Consider the following 15,976-nt stretch of genomic DNA (forward strand, 5'->3'; position numbering starts at 1 on the left):
GAAGCGAACCTTGCACGGTTTGGTCACCCCGTATCTCCGAGGTCCGCACGGACCTCGCGCATACCGAGCCCTGGGACGTCATGCAGATTCGCGATCTTCCGTATACGGATCCCGGCGACCCCGATGTACGGTCGGGCCCACGCTTCCTGTACTGGCTCGGGCGCAATCAGCTCGGCGGACAGCTCAAGGCCCTTGGCTGGGGACTGCTCCATCAGCTGGGCATCGCCGGACTCCCGGTCACCGTGGGCGTCGCCGTCCAGGCCGTCATCGAGCGCTCCGGCACCCGGCTGGCGCTGGCCGGCGGTCTGATCCTGGCCCTCGGCATCCTCATCGCGGTGGGCGACACCATGCTCCACCGGACCGCCGTCACCAACTGGATCACCGCCGCCGCCCGGGTGCAGCAGCTCCTGGCTCGCAAGACCGCCGAGCTGGGCGCCGCCCTGACCCGGCGGGTCGCCGCCGGTGAAGTCGTCGCCGTGTCGACCGGTGACGTGGAGAAGATCGGCTGGTTCGTCGAGGCCCTCTCGCGCTTCCTGGCCGCCGCCATCGCGCTCGTCGTGGTCTGCGTGGGGCTGGTCGTCTACCTCCCGGCCCTGGGCGTGCTGGTGGCCGTCGCCATGCCGGTGCTGGCCCTCGCCGTGCTGCCGCTGCTCCCCCGCGCCACCCGGCGCGCCGACGAGCAGCGCGAGAAGGCGGGCAAGGCGACCGAGATGGCCTCGGACACCGTGGCCGGACTGCGGGTGCTGCGCGGCATCGGCGGCGAGGAGCTCTTCCTCGGCCGCTACCGCCGCGCCTCCCAGGAGGTCCGCAAGGCCGCCGTGCGCTCCGCGAGGATGTGGGCGCTGATCTCGGCGGTGCAGGTGTTGCTGCCGGGCATCCTGCTGATCTCCCTGGTCTGGTACGGGGCGACGCTGGCGCGGGACGGCCGTATCGACGTGGGCCAACTGGTCACCGTCTACAGCGCGGTCACCCTGATGCTGTTCCCTCTCCGTCACTTCGAGGAGATCGCCATGGCCTATTCCTTCTCGCGGCCCTCCGCGCAGCGCGCCGTACGGGTGCTGTCGCTGCGCCGCAGCGACCGGACGGCCACGGAGGCGGGCGTTCCGTCGGGCGACCTGTACGACCCCGCCACCGGGCTGATGGCCCCCCAGGGGCAGTTCACCGCCGTCGTCTGCGGCGACCCGGACGAGGCGGGACGGCTGGCCGAACGGCTGGGCGGCCACGCCGAGACCGGCGACCAGGACACCGACACCGAGCAGGAGAAGCAGGCACCGTCCGTCCTGCTCGGTGCCGTCGCGCTGGACGAACTCCCGCTGGACACCGCGCGGACCGTGGTCCTGGTCCAGGACAAGGACCCGGTGCTGCTCTCCGGCACGCTCCAGGAGCTGCTGGACGTGCCGTCCTCGGGCCTGGTCACCGCCGAGGCGGCGCTGGAGGCCGCGCAGTGCGGCGATGTGCTCGCCGCACTGGCCCAGGCCTCCCCCGACGCCGACCGGGACCCGATGCGGACCCGGATCACCGAGCGGGGCAGGTCGCTCTCCGGCGGTCAGCGCCAGCGCCTCGCGCTGGCCCGGTCGCTCATCACCGACCCGGAGGCGCTGGTGCTGGACGAGCCGACCTCCGCCGTCGACTCGCACACCGAGGCGCGCGTCGCCACCGGGATCGCGGGGCTGCGCCGGGGCCGTACGACGGTCGCGTTCGCCTCCTCGCCGCTGCTGCTGGACGTCGCCGACCGGGTCGTCCTCGTCCACGAGGGCAGCGTGGTCGCCGTGGGCACCCACCGCGACCTGCTGCTCACCGAACCGCGCTACCGGGCCGTCGTCACCCGCGAGACCGACGACGAGGCGGCGGCCGACCCCCGCCAGGACATCGGGGCGGTCCCCGCCATGAACAGCATCCAGGAAATCGAGGAGAGGGCATGATCGGCGTCGCACCACCGGCGTACGACCCGGCCGCCCCGGAGTCGGCCACCACCCTGCCCGTGGGCACCCCCACGACCGTACGGAGTTACGTACGGGATCTGCTGCGGCGCCACCGCAAGGCCTTCGCCCTCCTGATCGGCGCCAACACGGTGGCGGTCGTCGCGTCGATCGCCGGACCGTATCTGCTGGGCGGGCTGGTCGAGGACCTGTCCAAGGGGGTCGCCGAACTGCATCTGGAGCGCACGGCGGCGATCTTCGCCCTGGCGCTGGTGATCCAGACGGTCTTCACCCGGTCCATGCGGCTGCGCGGGGCCATGCTGGGTGAGGAGATGCTCGCCGACCTGCGCGAGGACTTCCTCGTCCGGGCGGTGGGTCTGCCGCCCGGAGTTCTGGAGCGGGCCGGGACGGGCGATCTGCTCTCCCGGATCACCACGGACATCGACCGGCTGGCCAACGCGATGCGGGAGGCCGTGCCGCAGCTGGCCATCGGTGTCGTCTGGGCCGGGCTGCTGCTCGGCGCGCTCACCGTCACCGCGCCCCCGCTGGCGCTGGCCGTCGCGATCGCGCTGCCGGTGCTGATCGTGGGCTGCCGCTGGTACTTCCGGCGCGCGCCCTCGGCGTACCGCTCGGAGGCCGCCGGTTACGCGGCCGTCGCCGCGATGCTCGCCGAGACCGTGGACGCCGGGCGGACCGTGGAGGCGCACCGGCTCGGTGCCCGCCGGGTGGCGCTGTCCGACCGTCGGATCACGGAGTGGACGGCCTGGGAGCGGTACACGCTGTTCCTGCGCTCGGTGCTGTTCCCGGTCTTCAACGCGACGTACGTGACGATCCTCGGCGCGGTCCTGCTGCTCGGCGGCTGGTTCGTGCTGGAGGGGTGGCTGACGGTCGGGCAGCTGACCACGGGGGCGCTGCTGGCGCAGATGATGGTCGACCCGATCGGCCTCATCCTGCGCTGGTACGACGAGCTCCAGGTGGCCCAGGTGTCCCTGGCGCGGCTGGTCGGCGTACGGGAGATCGAGCCGGACGCCGGGAACGCGGAGGTCGGGCCGGACGGCCGGGACGTGCGGGCGGACGAGGTGCGCTTCGGGTACCGGGAGGGCGTCGACGTCCTGCACCAGGTGTCGCTGAACGTGGCTCCGGGGACCCGGCTGGCCCTGGTCGGGCCTTCGGGTGCGGGCAAGTCGACGCTGGGGCGGCTGCTGGCCGGGATCTACGCCCCGCGCACCGGTGAGGTGACCCTCGGCGGGGCCGAGCTGTCGCAGATGACGGCGGAGCGGGTCCGTGAGCACGTGGCCCTGGTCAACCAGGAGCACCACGTCTTCGTGGGTTCGCTGCGGGACAACCTGCTGCTGGCCCGGAACGGGGCCCAGGACGCCGAGCTGTGGGCCTCGCTGGCCGCGGTCGACGCGGACGGCTGGGCGAAGGGCCTGGACAAGGGGCTGGACACGGAGGTCGGTTCGGGCGGGTTCGCGCTGACCCCGGCGCAGGCCCAGCAGATCGCGCTGGCCCGGCTGGTGCTGGCCGACCCGCACACGCTGGTCCTGGACGAGGCGACCTCGCTGCTGGACCCGCGGGCGGCCCGTCATCTGGAGCGTTCACTGGCCCGGGTGCTTGAAGGCCGTACGGTGGTGGCGATCGCGCACCGGCTGCACACCGCGCACGACGCGGACGTCATCGCGGTGGTGGAGGACGGCCGGATCAGCGAACTGGGCAGCCACGACGAGCTGGTGGCGGCGGACGGCGCGTACGCGGCGCTGTGGCGGTCCTGGCACGGGTGAGACCCCCTGTCCTGGCACGGGTGAGACCCTGTCCTGGCACGGTGAGGCCCTTGGAGGCCCCGGGCGTCACCGTACGGTTCGCGTGCGGTGCGGCTGGAGGAGCTGGTCCACCGGTGCGTGGTCGTCGGTGAGGACGGGGACGTCACCGGTCCAGGCGGTGACGGTGTCGCCGGTGGCGATCCTCCAGCCGGTCTCCCGGGTGTCCAGGGCCTTCTGGATCGCGGGGGCGTCGAACGGCCGGTCGGAGGCGAGCACCACCAGGTTGCCGCCCACGGGGGTCGCGGCCGGATCCAGGCCGATGTCCACGGGGGCGCCCATGACGGCGACGTGCTCGAAAACCCTCGCGAGCGTGGCGACTTCGGCGCGGGCGAAGGCCAGGCGGCCGTGGTCGATGAGGTTGGCGGCGTACAGGCCGTCGTCCTTGAGGGCCCGGTGTACGTCCCTCAGCGCCTCCGTTGTCGTGAGGTGCCAGGGCACGCTGACGCCCCCGAAGGCGTCGCCGACGACGAGGTCACGGCTGTCGGCTTCCAGCCGCTTCAGGCCCAGCCTGCCGTCCTCCACGCGTACGTCGATGCCGGTGGACGCCCCCAGATCGAGCTGTTCGCGGTCGATGCGGACGACCCCGCCGTCGATCTCGGAGACGAGGCTGCGGGTCCCGGGGCGTACGGCGGCGAGGTAGCGGGGGAAGGTGAGCCCGCCGCCTCCGATGTGGTGGGCGGCGAGCGGCTCGCCCGCGGGGAAGGTGGTGTCGACCACCGCCGCGATGGCGCGCACGTATCCGAACCGGAGGTACGTCGGGTCCTCGACGTCGACATAGGAGTGGCGCAGGCCGTCCAGGACGAGCGTCCGGCCGGTGGCCCGGTCGGGGTCCGCGACGATCCGGGCGCAGTGGTACCGGGTCTCCGCGTCGCAGCCGCCGGGGGCGAACGCGGTGGCGAGGGTGCCCGCGACGACGGTGGCCAGCGCCACGGCCGAGGCCCGGCGCCAGCGGCGGGCCCGCCAGCCGGTCAGGAGAGCACCGAGCACCAGCAGGGCTCCCAGGCCGATCAGGATGGAGCTGACGGGCAGCCGGGAGACCAGGACGAAGCCGGTGAGGACGGTGCCGACGATGGCGCCGAAGGTGCCCACACCGGAGAGCCGCCCCACGACCGTCCCGGTCTCGGCGAGGCTGGTGAGCCGCAGCTTCGTCACGAACGGGGTCACCGCGGAGAGCAGCGCGCCGGGCACGAGGAGGGTCCCCGCCGCGACCAGCAGGAGCAGCGGCGAGGCCCACTCGGCGGTGGTGCGGAGCAGGAGCGGGGTGAGCGCGACGACGACGCCCGACACCCCGAGCGCGGGGGCGATGAGCCGGTGCGGATCGACCTGGTCGGCGACGCGCCCGCCCAGCCAGGAGCCCAGCGCGATCGCGGTGAGGGCGATGCCGATCACCAGGGTGCTGGTTTCCAGGGTGAGGCCGAGGTACGGGGCCAGCAGGCGCAGGGCGACGATCTCGACGACCAGGACCGCGGCCGAGGATCCGAACACGAGGACCGCGGCGGAGCGTTGGCTCAGGCCCTGGTCGCTGGGCGGGGCGTCGGCCACGGGCGGGGAGGACGGTGTGGTCACCGCAGCATCCTCGCATGCGGGCGGAGGAACTCCGTGCGGCCGGACGGGCACTTGGACGCAGCCGCAGCCCTCAAGCGCTTCCTGGCTGACACCGCTCCCGGCTGGAGCGGGTCAAAGCCCGGCCCGGCATGCGGAGCCGGGCCGGACAGGCGATCAGGCCGGGGCGTCAGGAGTCCAGGAAGACTCCGCAGCCGCTCCAGACCCAGCGGTGGGAACTGATCTGGTTGTTCACCGCGACTCCGCTGGTGAAGTACTGGCCCGCGAGGCTGGACATGTACTTCTCTCCCGTCGAGAGACAGGTGTGGCCGCCCGCCCAGTCCTGTCCCGTTCCGTTGAAGAGCTGGACGTGCATGCCACTGTCGCCCTTGTTGATCAGGGACGATGCCTTGTTGGTGTCGCCACCCCGGAAAGGCCCGCTGCTGTTGCCCCAGTCCGAGTCCCAGCTCGCCGTGATGCCGAGCCGGGTGCCGCAGTTCGTGGCGTCGTAGGCGACGAAGTTGCCGACGTCGACCGCGCGGTAGGCGTTGTCGCACGCGGTCGCGGCGTGGGCGCCGGTCGCGGGGACGATGAGGGCGAGGCTCGCGAGGCCGGTCGTCGCGGCCAGGGCCAGGATCTTGCGCATGATGGGCCACTCCTTCTGTGTGGGTGTGTTCTGTATGGGTGTGGTCGTGCGGATCTCCCGCGGCGCTGTCCGCCACGGAGGTCTGGGAGGGGTGAGGCCCGGGTGCGCCGAGCCTCCGCCCCGATGGGGAGGGAGGGGTCAGGCCGTCGAGCCGGTGATCCTCTCGGCCCGGTCGAGTGCGTCGAGGCGCATCTGCCGGTAGGCGGCGATCTCGCCGGAGTACCGGGCGAGCCGTTTCTCCCGGTACTCGGTGTCGAGGGCGCGGGCCGTCTCCGCGAGGGGCGTCGTCGTGGCGCACGTGGCCTCGGCGACCGCCAGGCCGACCTCGACGGCGTACGCCTCCGGCTCGTTCAGCCCGCGGGTGAGTTCCGGCAGCTTCTCGCGCGCCGCCGGCGGGGTGGCGTGGTCGTGGCCGGCCGCGCGCATACACGCCGACCATGCCGTGACCGCCCCGGTGAAACGCGGGTCCTCGACGAGGTCCGGCACGTACAGGGACGTCAGGTTGGTGGCCGTCTTCTCGGCGTGGAACCAGGCCGGGTGGTCCCCGTACAGCCGGCCCTTCGCCGCCGCCCGGCAGCCGTCCCGCGGGGTCTCGACGGTGCCGCCCCCGGGCAGTTCGGCCGTCAGCGCCCCCTTCGACGGTGTTCCCAGGAGGGTGTCGGAGTAGCGGATGCCCTTCTCGTCCGGCAGCGTCCTGACGTAGACGCTGTTCCGGTCGTCGCGCCGGGTGTTCTGGGCCTTTCGCTGGAGCCGGCTGCCGTAGCCGTGACGCTTCGCCCAGCCGACGTCGGTCAGGAAGTACCCGCCGCCCTTCAGGTCGTCGGGTGTCGGCAGCGTGTCAGCCCAGTACGGGAAGCCGGCCTTCTCCATGCACTCCTTGACGAGCAGTTGCTCGGCCCGCCGTACGAGTACCTCCTCGGCGGCGGTCAGTTCACGGTTCCCGTCCGCGGGTCCGCCGTTCCGGTGGGAGCGTTCGGGCGCGGGCCGGTCCGGTGGTGCGGCCGCGATGCAGCCGGCCGTCGTCACCGCCGCGATGGCGGTGAGGGCGGTGGCGATCGCGACCGTCGCGGCGGAGCTGAACGCGCGCATCATGTCCGTTGAACCCCCGTTCATCACCTGTTGATCCCTCGCGACCTACGATCGCCCGGCCGGCCGTGACCGGCCAAGGCCGTTGCACCGGAGTGCAAAAGTCGAGCAGGAGGGGGATGCCGGCATGCTCCGCATCCATTTCACCGACGCGGACCTCGCGCGGACCCGGATCGCCACCGCGCCCGATCCGGTCTGGGAGATCGCCGTGAGCCTGCACCGCCTCCAGTCGCGCAAGGGCCGGTGGGCGTACGCCGGCTGGTACCGCGAGGCGCGGCGGCAACTGCGGGAGAAGGGGCTGGAACGCGCCCTGCGCGGGGTGCTGCTGCCTCTGTATCCGAGGGCCGCGTACTTCCCGGACTTCCTGACGCCCGCCGACGCGGTGGGCGACCTGGACGCGGGCCTGGAGTCGATCCAGGCCACCCCTCCGCGGCGGGTGCTGGGGGAGCTGGCCATCCTCGACCGGACCGTCGGGGCGCCCGCGTGGGCCGGGCAGCTGGCCGGGCAGGCCGCCCGCACGGAGTTCGCGGGCATCCTGCGCGCCTACCACGACGCGGTGATCGCCCCGCACGAGGAGGAGGTGCAGGCCCGGGTCGAGGCGGAGCGGGCGGTGCGGTGCCGGGGGCTCCTGGACGGCGGGACCGACGGCATGCTCGCCGGTCTCGGGCCCATGCTGCGCTGGCGGCCGCCCGTCCTCGAGGTCGCCTACCCCCGGCAGGCCGATGACCGGGATCTGCATCTGAACGGCCGCGGGCTCACGCTCGTCCCCTCGTACTTCAACTGGGGCGAACCGGTCGCCTTCGCCGATCCGCGGCTGCCGCCCGTGCTCTGGTACTCGCTGCTCCACGAGCCGGGCCCGCCGGGCAGCCCGCTCCGCGCCGACGACCCCGTCCGGTGCCTGGTCAACCTGCTCGGGCGGGCCCGCGCGGTCGCGCTGCGCGCCGCCGCCACCGGGGCCACGACCGGCGAGATCGCCCGGGCGGCCGGGGTCTCGGCGTCCTCCGCCAGCCGGCACGCCACCGCCCTGCGGGACGCGGGGCTCGTCACGACCGTCCGCACCGGGCCGTCCGTGCTGCACACCCTCACCCCGGCCGGGGCCTCGCTGCTCCGGGCAGGCACCCGGGCCCGCGACTGAGCCGGGCCGGGGTGCCTCCTGGCGCCGCACGTCCACCGTGCGGGGGCCCGTTCACCGCAGCCGGGAGGCGGACCGAGCCGCATCCGGTGAGGATGAGGAGTGCATCGGCCGGTATACGGGGCAGGCGAGCGCAGAACCACGCAAGCCCGAGAAGGGACGCAGACCGTGGCACCACCCAGGATTCTCGTCGTCGGCGCCGGCTTCGCAGGTGTCGAATGTGTACGACGGCTGGAGCGCAGGCTCGCTCCGGGCGAGGCCGAGATCGCGCTCGTCACGCCGTTCTCCTACCAGCTGTACCTGCCGCTGCTGCCCCAGGTGGCCTCCGGTGTTCTCACCCCCCAGTCGGTCGCGGTCTCCCTGCGCCGCAGCCGCCGCCACCGCACCCGGATCATCCCCGGCGGAGCGATCGGCGTGGACCCGAAGGCGAAGGTCTGCGTCATCCGGAAGATCACGGATGAGATCGTGAACGAGCCGTACGACTACATCGTGCTGGCCGCCGGCAGTGTGACCCGGACGTTCGACATCCCCGGGCTGCTGGACCACGCCCGCGGGATGAAGACGCTGGCGGAGGCGGCGTACGTACGCGACCACGTCATCGCCCAGCTCGATCTGGCCGACGCCAGTCACGACGAGGCCGAGCGGGCCTCGCGGCTCCAGTTCGTGGTGGTCGGCGGCGGATACGCGGGCACCGAGACGGCCGCCTGCCTCCAGCGCCTCACGACCAGCGCCGTCAAGCACTATCCCCGGCTGGACCCGAAGCTGATCAAGTGGCACCTGATCGACATCGCGCCGAAGCTGATGCCGGAGCTGGGCGACAAGCTGGGGCGGGCCGCACTGGAGGTGCTCCGCAAGCGGAACATCGAGGTGTCGCTCGGGGTCTCCATCGCCAAGGCCGCCGCGGAGGAAGTGACGTTCACCGACGGCCGGGTGCTGCCCTGCCGGACGCTGATCTGGACCGCGGGGGTGGCCGCCAGTCCGCTGATCGCCACGCTCGGCGCGGAGACCGTACGCGGCCGCCTCGCCGTGACACCGCAGCTGAAACTGCCGGGCGCGGACGGGGTGTTCTCCCTCGGTGACGCGGCGGCGGTGCCCGACCTGGCCAAGGGCGACGGGGCGGTCTGCCCGCCGACCGCACAGCACGCGATGCGCCAGGGCAAGGTGCTGGCGGACAACCTGATCGCCTCGCTGCGCCGTCAGCCCCTCAAGGACTACGTCCACAAGGATCTGGGGCTGGTCGTGGACCTCGGCGGCAAGGACGCCGTGTCCAAGCCGCTGGGCATCGAGCTGCACGGGCTGCCCGCGCAGGCCGTGGCGCGCGGCTACCACTGGTCGGCGCTGCGGACGAATGTGGCCAAGACCCGGGTCATGACGAACTGGATGCTCAACGCGGTCGCCGGTGACGACTTCGTACGGACCGGGTTCCAGTCCCGCAAGCCGGCGACGCTGCGGGACTTCGAGTACACGGACGCCTATCTGACGCCCGAGCAGATCAAGGAGCACATGGAGTCGACGGTCATCAAGCACTGAGCACCCGGCTGAGCGCGCCCCCTTCCGTCAGGGGGCGCGCTCAGCGCTGTCGCGAGAGGACCGTCTCCACCGTGTCCGCCTCCTGTGCGGTCTTGTCATCGCGGTAGCGCAGGACGCGGGCGAAGCGGAGGGTGACGCCCGCCGGGTAGCGGGTGGAGCGCTGGAGTCCGTCGTAGGCGATCTCCACGACGAGTTCCGGGCGCACGGTCACGACGTGTCCGTCCTCGCCGGTCGCCAGCTCCCGCAGCTTCTCCGTCTGCCACTCCAGCAGTGCGTCGGTGAGCCCTTTGAAGGTCTTGCCGAGCATCGCGAACGTACCGTCGGGGCGGCGCGCGCCGAGGTGGAGGTTGGAGAGCTTGCCGGTGCGCCGGCCGCTCCCCCATTCGGCGGCCAGCACCACCAGGTCCAGGGTGTGCACCGGCTTGACCTTGAGCCAGGAGGCGCCCCGGCGGCCCGCGCTGTAGGCGGCGGCCAGGTCCTTGACCACCACCCCCTCGTGACCGCGTTCCAGGGTCTCGGCGAGGAACGCCTCGGCGGCCCGGCGGGCGTCGGCGTCCCCCGCTTCGGGGACCAGGGCGCGCCGGACCCGCAGGTGCTCGGGGACCAGCCGGGCCAGGGCGGTGTGGCGCTCGGTGTAGGGGAGGTCGAGCAGGTCCTCGCCGTCGGCCGAGAGGGCGTCGAAGAAGACGGGGACGATCGGTACGCCGGCGGCCGCGGCGGCCACGTCACGCCGCGAGCCCACCCGGGCGGCGGTCTCCTGGAACGGGCGCGGCCTGCCGTCGTCGCCCAGCGCGATCACCTCGCCGTCCAGGATGAAGCGCCCGGTCTCCAGTGCGGCCACGGCGGTGACCAGTTCGGGCAGCCGGTCGGTGATGTCGTCGAGGGTCCGGGTGAAGGCGCGGACCCGGTCGCCGTCCCGGTGCACCTGGACCCGGATGCCGTCGAGCTTCTCCTCGACGGCGCAGGGGCCCAGCTTGTCGACGGCCTCGGTGACCGAGGCGGCGGTGTGGGCCAGCATCGGCTGGACCGGCCGTCCGACGGTGAGGCGGAAGGCGGCGAGCGCGCCGGGTCCTTCCGCGAGGAGGGTCCGGGCCACTTCCTGGAGCGATCCGGCGAGCATCACGGCCCGGCGGACGTCGGCGGGCGGGGCCTCGGCGGCCCGGGCCAGCGCGTCGGCGGCGACGGCGTCCAGGGCGCCCTGGCGGACCTCCCCGGTGAGCAGGGCCCGCAGGAAGTGCTGCTCGTCGGCGGTGGCGGCGGCGAACAGGGCGCGCAGCCGTTCGCGGCGCAGGGCCTGGGAGCCGCTGCCGCTGACCGCCGCCAGCGCGGTCAGCTCGGCGTCGACGCCGGTGACGGTGAGCGTGGGCTCGGAGGCGGGCTCCACGGGATCCCCGAGGCTCCGCCAGCCGACACCGATGCGGCCCTGGGGCAGCCGTCCGGCGAGGTACGGGATGACGACGGGGACGTCGTCGGGTCCGGCGTCCCGGAAGAGTGCGGCGAGGAGCGCCACCTTCTTGGACCGGGCGGAGGTGGCGGCGACCTCCAGGGAGACCTGGGCGAGCTCGGCGAGCAGCATGCGGCCATGGTGCTACGGGCCGGGGCGGCGGGCGCGTCGGGAAGCCGGCGCGTCCGTCATATGTAGTTGAGCGCGGCGGCCCCGCCCACTCCCCCGAGCACCATGAACGCGGGCATCAGCACCTTGATCTCCACCCAGCTGCCGGCCCGGAACCGCATGAACTTCGGAGGGCCGAGCGGGTACCAGCGCTTGCCGGCGATCGGGAGGGGCCACAGGATCGGGCACCCCGAGACGGTCAGCGCGTCCCCGATGTCGTGGACCAGGGCGCCGAGCACGATGGGCAGGCCGAGCCACATGTACTCCTGGCCGGGGGCCTCGAAGAGCCAGCCCGCGCCGTTGCCTGGCTGGTCCAGGACGCCCGCGAGGATCCAGGCGCTGGTGGCGCCGAGGAGCCAGACGAGGACGTCGCTGGAGACCCGGGCGGCCCGCCAGAGCAGGCCCTCGACGGCGAGCACCAGGTGGACGAAGAGGATCGCGAGGACCGCCCAGCGCCCGCCCGTGATCGCGGCGAAGGAGCAGCCGGCGCCCATCAGGACGGCGAAGAACCAGGTGTGGGTGAGGGTGCGGTGGCCGCCGGTGCGGCGGGGGTCGGCCTTGCTCTTGGTCGCCTTGTAGACGGCGTACGAGAGCTTGTCGGCTATCTCGCAGAGCCCCTTGGAGAGCGGGCCGAAGGCGCGCGAGATGGTGGCGGACTTGTGGTCGAGGTCGGGGGCGAGCGCGGCTCCCGCGCAGATCAGCGCCCCGACGACCAGGACGGGCCAGGGCATCGTGTGGCCTGTGGCGGCCGCCGCGGCGCCCACCCCCAGCCAGGCCGCTGCCCCTGACAGAGAGTGTGCCGGTCCCATCATGGTCTGTTCCGCCCCCAGAGCGTGGTGCGCCCATCGCCGGTGCGGCGCGGGCTGGTTGAGAGCGCAGCGTATCGCCCGTGATCTTCGTGCCGTCCGCCGGTTCCCTCATCCGGGCGGAAGACAGGCAAGATGGGGGGTGTGACCCTCATCGACCAGCTGCCTAAGACCCCCGACCCGGACGCCCTCTTCGAGGCCTTCTCGTCATGGACCGAGACCCAGGGCATCACCCTTTACCCGGCTCAGGAGGAGGCGCTGATCGAGGTGGTCTCCGGGGCGAACGTGATCCTTTCCACCCCGACCGGCTCCGGGAAGAGCCTGGTGGCGGCGGCCGCGCACTTCACCGCGCTGGCCCAGGACAAGGTCACCTTCTACACCGCGCCGATCAAGGCGCTGGTCTCGGAGAAGTTCTTCGACCTGTGCAAGCTCTTCGGTACCGAGAACGTCGGCATGCTCACCGGTGACGCCTCGGTCAACGCGGATGCCCCGGTGATCTGCTGTACGGCCGAGGTGCTGGCCTCCATCGCGCTGCGCGACGGGAAGTACGCCGACATCGGCCAGGTCGTGATGGACGAGTTCCACTTCTACGCCGAGCCGGACCGGGGCTGGGCCTGGCAGATCCCGCTGCTGGAGCTGCCACAGGCCCAGTTCGTCCTGATGTCGGCGACGCTCGGCGACGTCTCGATGTTCGAGAAGGACCTGACCCGGCGCACCGGCCGCCCCACCTCCGTGGTGCGCTCGGCGACCCGCCCGGTGCCGCTGAGCTACGAGTACCGCTTCACGCCGATCACCGAGACGCTGACGGAGCTGCTGGACACCCGGCAGTCGCCCGTCTACATCGTGCACTTCACGCAGGCGGCGGCCGTCGAGCGGGCGCAGTCGCTGATGAGCATCAACATGTGCACGAAGGAGGAGAAGGAGAGGATCGCCGACATGATCGGCGGCTTCCGCTTCACCACCAAGTTCGGCCAGAACCTCTCCCGGTACGTGCGCCACGGCATCGGGGTGCACCACGCGGGGATGCTGCCCAAGTACCGCCGGCTGGTGGAGAAGCTGGCCCAGGCCGGTCTGCTGAAGGTGATCTGCGGTACGGACACGCTCGGCGTCGGCGTCAACGTACCCATCCGTACGGTGCTGTTCACGGCGCTCACCAAGTACGACGGGACCCGGGTGCGGACCCTGCGCGCGCGGGAGTTCCACCAGATCGCGGGGCGCGCCGGGCGGGCCGGGTTCGACACGGCCGGCTTCGTCGTGGCGCAGGCCCCGGAGCACGTCATCGAGAACGAGAAGGCCGTCAAGAAGGCGGGCGACGACCCGAAGAAGAAGCGCAAGGTGGTCCGTAAGAAGGCCCCCGAGGGGTTCGTCGCCTGGTCGGAGACCACCTTCGACAAGCTGATCACCTCCGAGCCCGAGCCGCTGAACTCGCGCTTCCGGGTCACGCACACCATGCTGCTCGCGGTCATCGCCCGTCCGGGCAACGCGTTCGAGGCGATGCGGCATCTGCTGGAGGACAACCACGAGCCGCGCCGGGCGCAGCTGCGGCACATCCGGCGGGCCATCGCCATCTACCGCTCGCTGCTGGACGGCGGGGTGGTGGAGCAGCTTCGGACGCCGGACGCCGAGGGGCGGATCGTGCGGCTGACGGTCGACCTCCAGCAGGACTTCGCGCTGAACCAGCCGCTGTCCACGTTCGCGCTGGCCGCGTTCGACCTGCTGGACGCCGAATCCCCGTCGTACGCGCTGGACATGGTCTCGGTCGTCGAGTCGACGCTGGACGATCCCCGGCAGATCCTGGCCGCCCAGCAGAACAAGGCGCGCGGTGAGGCCGTGGGCCAGATGAAGGCCGACGGGGTCGAGTACGAGGAGCGGATGGAGCGGCTCCAGGAGGTCACGTACCCCAAGCCGCTGAGCGAGCTGCTGTGGCACGCCTACGACGTGTACCGCACGAGCCACCCGTGGGTGAACGACCATCCGGTGTCGCCGAAGTCGGTGATCCGGGACATGTTCGAACGGGCCATGACCTTCACGGAGTTCACCTCGCACTACGAGCTGGCCCGGACCGAGGGCATCGTGCTGCGGTATCTGGCGAGCGCGTACAAGGCGCTGGAGCACACGATCCCGGACGACCTGAAGTCCGAGGACCTACAGGACCTGATCTCCTGGCTCGGCGAGATGGTCCGCCAGGTCGACTCCAGTCTGCTGGACGAGTGGGAGCAGCTGGCCAACCCCGAGGTGGAGACCGCCGAGCAGGCCCAGGAGCGGGCGGACGAGGTCAAGCCGGTCACGGCCAACACCCGCGCCTTCCGGGTGCTGGTGCGCAACGCGATGTTCCGGCGGGTGGAGCTGGCGGCGCTGGACCGGGTGCGTGACCTGGGCGAGCTGGACGGCGACTCCGGGTGGGACGAGGACGCGTGGGGCGAGGCGATGGACGGGTACTGGGACGCGCACGAGGATCTCGGCACCGGCCCGGACGCGCGCGGCCCGAAGCTGCTGAAGATCGAGGAGGACCCGGCGCACGGTCTGTGGCGGGTCTGGCAGGCGTTCGCCGACCCGGCGGGCGACCACGACTGGGGCATCAAGGCCGAGGTGGACCTGGCGGCGTCCGACGAGGAGGGCCGGGCGGTCGTCCGGGTCACCGAGGTCGGCCAGCTGTGAGGGACCCCCTGAGGCGTGAGCGGAGAGGTACGGCATGACGAATCCGGCCGAGCGCCTGGTCGACCTTCTCGACCTGGAGCGGATCGAGGTCAACATCTTCCGCGGCCGCAGCCCTGAGGAGTCCCTGCAACGGGTCTTCGGCGGGCAGGTCGCGGGCCAGGCGCTGGTGGCGGCGGGCCGCACCACCGACGGGGAGCGGCCGGTGCACTCGCTGCACGCCTACTTCCTGCGGCCGGGGCGTCCCGGGGTGCCGATCGTCTACCAGGTGGAGCGGGTGCGGGACGGGCGGTCCTTCACCACCCGCCGGGTGACCGCCGTCCAGGAGGGCCGGACGATCTTCAACCTGACGGCGTCCTTCCACCGCCCCGAGGAGGCGGGCTTCGAGCACCAGCTACCGCCGGCCCGGATCGTCCCGGACCCGGAGGAGCTGCCGACGGTCGCGGACGAGGTGCGCGAGCACCTGGGCGTACTGCCGGAGGCGCTGGAGCGGATGGCCCGGCGCCAGCCCTTCGACATCCGGTACGCGGACCGGCTGCGCTGGACGCAGGAGGAGATCAAGGACGCCGATCCGCGCAGCGCGGTGTGGATGCGCGCGGTGGGCCCGTTGGGCGACGACCCGCTGGTGCACACCTGCGCGCTGACGTACGCGAGCGACATGACGTTGCTGGACGCGGTGCGCATCCCGGTGGAGCCGCTGTGGGGTCCGCGCGGCTTCGACATGGCGTCCCTGGACCACGCCATGTGGTTCCACCGGCCGTTCCGGGCGGACGAGTGGTTCCTGTACGACCAGGAGTCGCCGATCGCGACGGGCGGGCGCGGTCTGGCGCGCGGCCGGATCTACGACCGTTCGGGGCAGCTGCTGGTGTCGGTGGTGCAGGAGGGGCTGTTCCGGCGGCTGGAGAAGTAGGGGACCGGCTCAGGTGCCGGGCAGCGGGTCCTGCTCGACCTCGTGGCGGCGGGTGCGGATGTCCGGCGGCGCGGGGTGCAGCTTGGCGTCGCAGGAGGGCCCCAGGCCGGTGCGGCGGGAGTCGGCGCCGGTGAGGGGGCGGCCGCAGAGGCGGCAGCGGATCAGGCGGCGCCCCGGGGGCGTCCCGTCGTCGGCCGCCGGGCCCTGTGCGCCGGCTCCGTCGGCCCCGGGCAGCGGTTCGGGGAAGGCATCGGGAGTATCCACGCCCCGATCCTCCCAGTACGGCTCCGTGGCTGCCCGAGGGGGCGGCCGACCGCC

At 72.6% G+C, this 15,976-nt stretch carries 12 protein-coding genes; 6 read left to right on the forward strand and 6 right to left on the reverse strand.

The genetic code is table 11. The annotated features are described in order from the left end of the window. Window positions 1-80: 80 nt before the first annotated feature. Together IE264_RS23880 and IE264_RS23885 are read left to right on the forward strand one after the other, a co-directional pair. Window positions 81-1,922, forward strand: coding sequence for an ABC transporter transmembrane domain-containing protein (locus IE264_RS23880; RefSeq protein WP_032755426.1), 1,842 nt, complete (start codon window positions 81-83; stop codon window positions 1,920-1,922). Next, complete coding sequence (locus IE264_RS23885; protein WP_032755424.1) at window positions 1,919-3,700, forward strand: ABC transporter ATP-binding protein; 1,782 nt, start codon at window positions 1,919-1,921, stop codon at window positions 3,698-3,700. The genes IE264_RS23880 and IE264_RS23885 overlap by 4 nt, the downstream gene beginning before the upstream one ends. Before the next feature lie 66 nt (window positions 3,701-3,766). Here IE264_RS23885 and IE264_RS23890 read toward each other — a convergent pair whose 3' ends face one another. From IE264_RS23890 to IE264_RS23900, 3 genes are all read right to left on the reverse strand, one after another. After that, the gene (locus IE264_RS23890; protein ID WP_032755422.1) at window positions 3,767-5,305 is read right to left on the reverse strand and encodes a fused MFS/spermidine synthase; all 1,539 of its coding nucleotides are present in this window, start codon (window positions 5,303-5,305) and stop codon (window positions 3,767-3,769) included. Window positions 5,306-5,471: 166 nt separating this feature from the next. Beyond that, window positions 5,472-5,927, reverse strand: a complete 456-nt coding sequence (locus tag IE264_RS23895; protein ID WP_015607127.1) for a hypothetical protein — start codon at window positions 5,925-5,927, stop codon at window positions 5,472-5,474. Window positions 5,928-6,065: 138 nt separating this feature from the next. After that, window positions 6,066-7,040 (reverse strand): hypothetical protein, encoded by a 975-nt coding sequence (locus IE264_RS23900; RefSeq protein ID WP_032755419.1) that lies wholly within the window; start codon window positions 7,038-7,040, stop codon window positions 6,066-6,068. Window positions 7,041-7,140: 100 nt separating this feature from the next. Here IE264_RS23900 and IE264_RS23905 point away from each other — a divergent pair, with 100 nt between their 5' ends. Then, window positions 7,141-8,148 carry a helix-turn-helix domain-containing protein gene (locus IE264_RS23905; protein ID WP_032755417.1) on the forward strand — a complete coding sequence of 336 codons (1,008 nt, stop codon included), beginning with the start codon at window positions 7,141-7,143 and terminating at the stop codon, window positions 8,146-8,148. A 165-nt stretch (window positions 8,149-8,313) separates the two neighbouring features. Next, the gene (locus IE264_RS23910) at window positions 8,314-9,675 is read left to right on the forward strand and encodes an NAD(P)/FAD-dependent oxidoreductase (protein WP_015607130.1); all 1,362 of its coding nucleotides are present in this window, start codon (window positions 8,314-8,316) and stop codon (window positions 9,673-9,675) included. A 40-nt stretch (window positions 9,676-9,715) separates the two neighbouring features. On the opposite strand, the gene IE264_RS23915 is transcribed toward IE264_RS23910, so the two are convergent. Together IE264_RS23915 and IE264_RS23920 are read right to left on the reverse strand one after the other, a co-directional pair. Further along, complete coding sequence (locus IE264_RS23915; RefSeq protein ID WP_032755416.1) at window positions 9,716-11,251, reverse strand: ATP-dependent DNA ligase; 1,536 nt, start codon at window positions 11,249-11,251, stop codon at window positions 9,716-9,718. A 56-nt stretch (window positions 11,252-11,307) separates the two neighbouring features. Then, window positions 11,308-12,099 (reverse strand): metal-dependent hydrolase, encoded by a 792-nt coding sequence (locus IE264_RS23920; RefSeq protein ID WP_015607132.1) that lies wholly within the window; start codon window positions 12,097-12,099, stop codon window positions 11,308-11,310. 138 nt (window positions 12,100-12,237) lie between these two features. Here IE264_RS23920 and IE264_RS23925 point away from each other — a divergent pair, with 138 nt between their 5' ends. Both IE264_RS23925 and IE264_RS23930 read left to right on the forward strand, forming a co-directional pair. Then, window positions 12,238-14,751 carry a DEAD/DEAH box helicase gene (locus IE264_RS23925; protein WP_032755744.1) on the forward strand — a complete coding sequence of 838 codons (2,514 nt, stop codon included), beginning with the start codon at window positions 12,238-12,240 and terminating at the stop codon, window positions 14,749-14,751. 34 nt (window positions 14,752-14,785) lie between these two features. Further along, window positions 14,786-15,658: an acyl-CoA thioesterase gene (locus IE264_RS23930; protein WP_015607134.1), complete on the forward strand. Its 873-nt coding sequence runs from the start codon at window positions 14,786-14,788 to the stop codon at window positions 15,656-15,658. A gap of 9 nt (window positions 15,659-15,667) precedes the next feature. Here the strand turns inward: IE264_RS23930 and IE264_RS23935 are convergent, their stop codons facing one another. Further along, window positions 15,668-15,922, reverse strand: coding sequence for a DUF6011 domain-containing protein (locus IE264_RS23935; protein WP_015607135.1), 255 nt, complete (start codon window positions 15,920-15,922; stop codon window positions 15,668-15,670). Between the last annotated feature and the right edge of the window lie 54 nt (window positions 15,923-15,976).

The organism is Streptomyces microflavus, from assembly GCF_014650075.1.
In the GTDB taxonomy this organism is placed as follows: domain Bacteria; phylum Actinomycetota; class Actinomycetes; order Streptomycetales; family Streptomycetaceae; genus Streptomyces; species Streptomyces microflavus.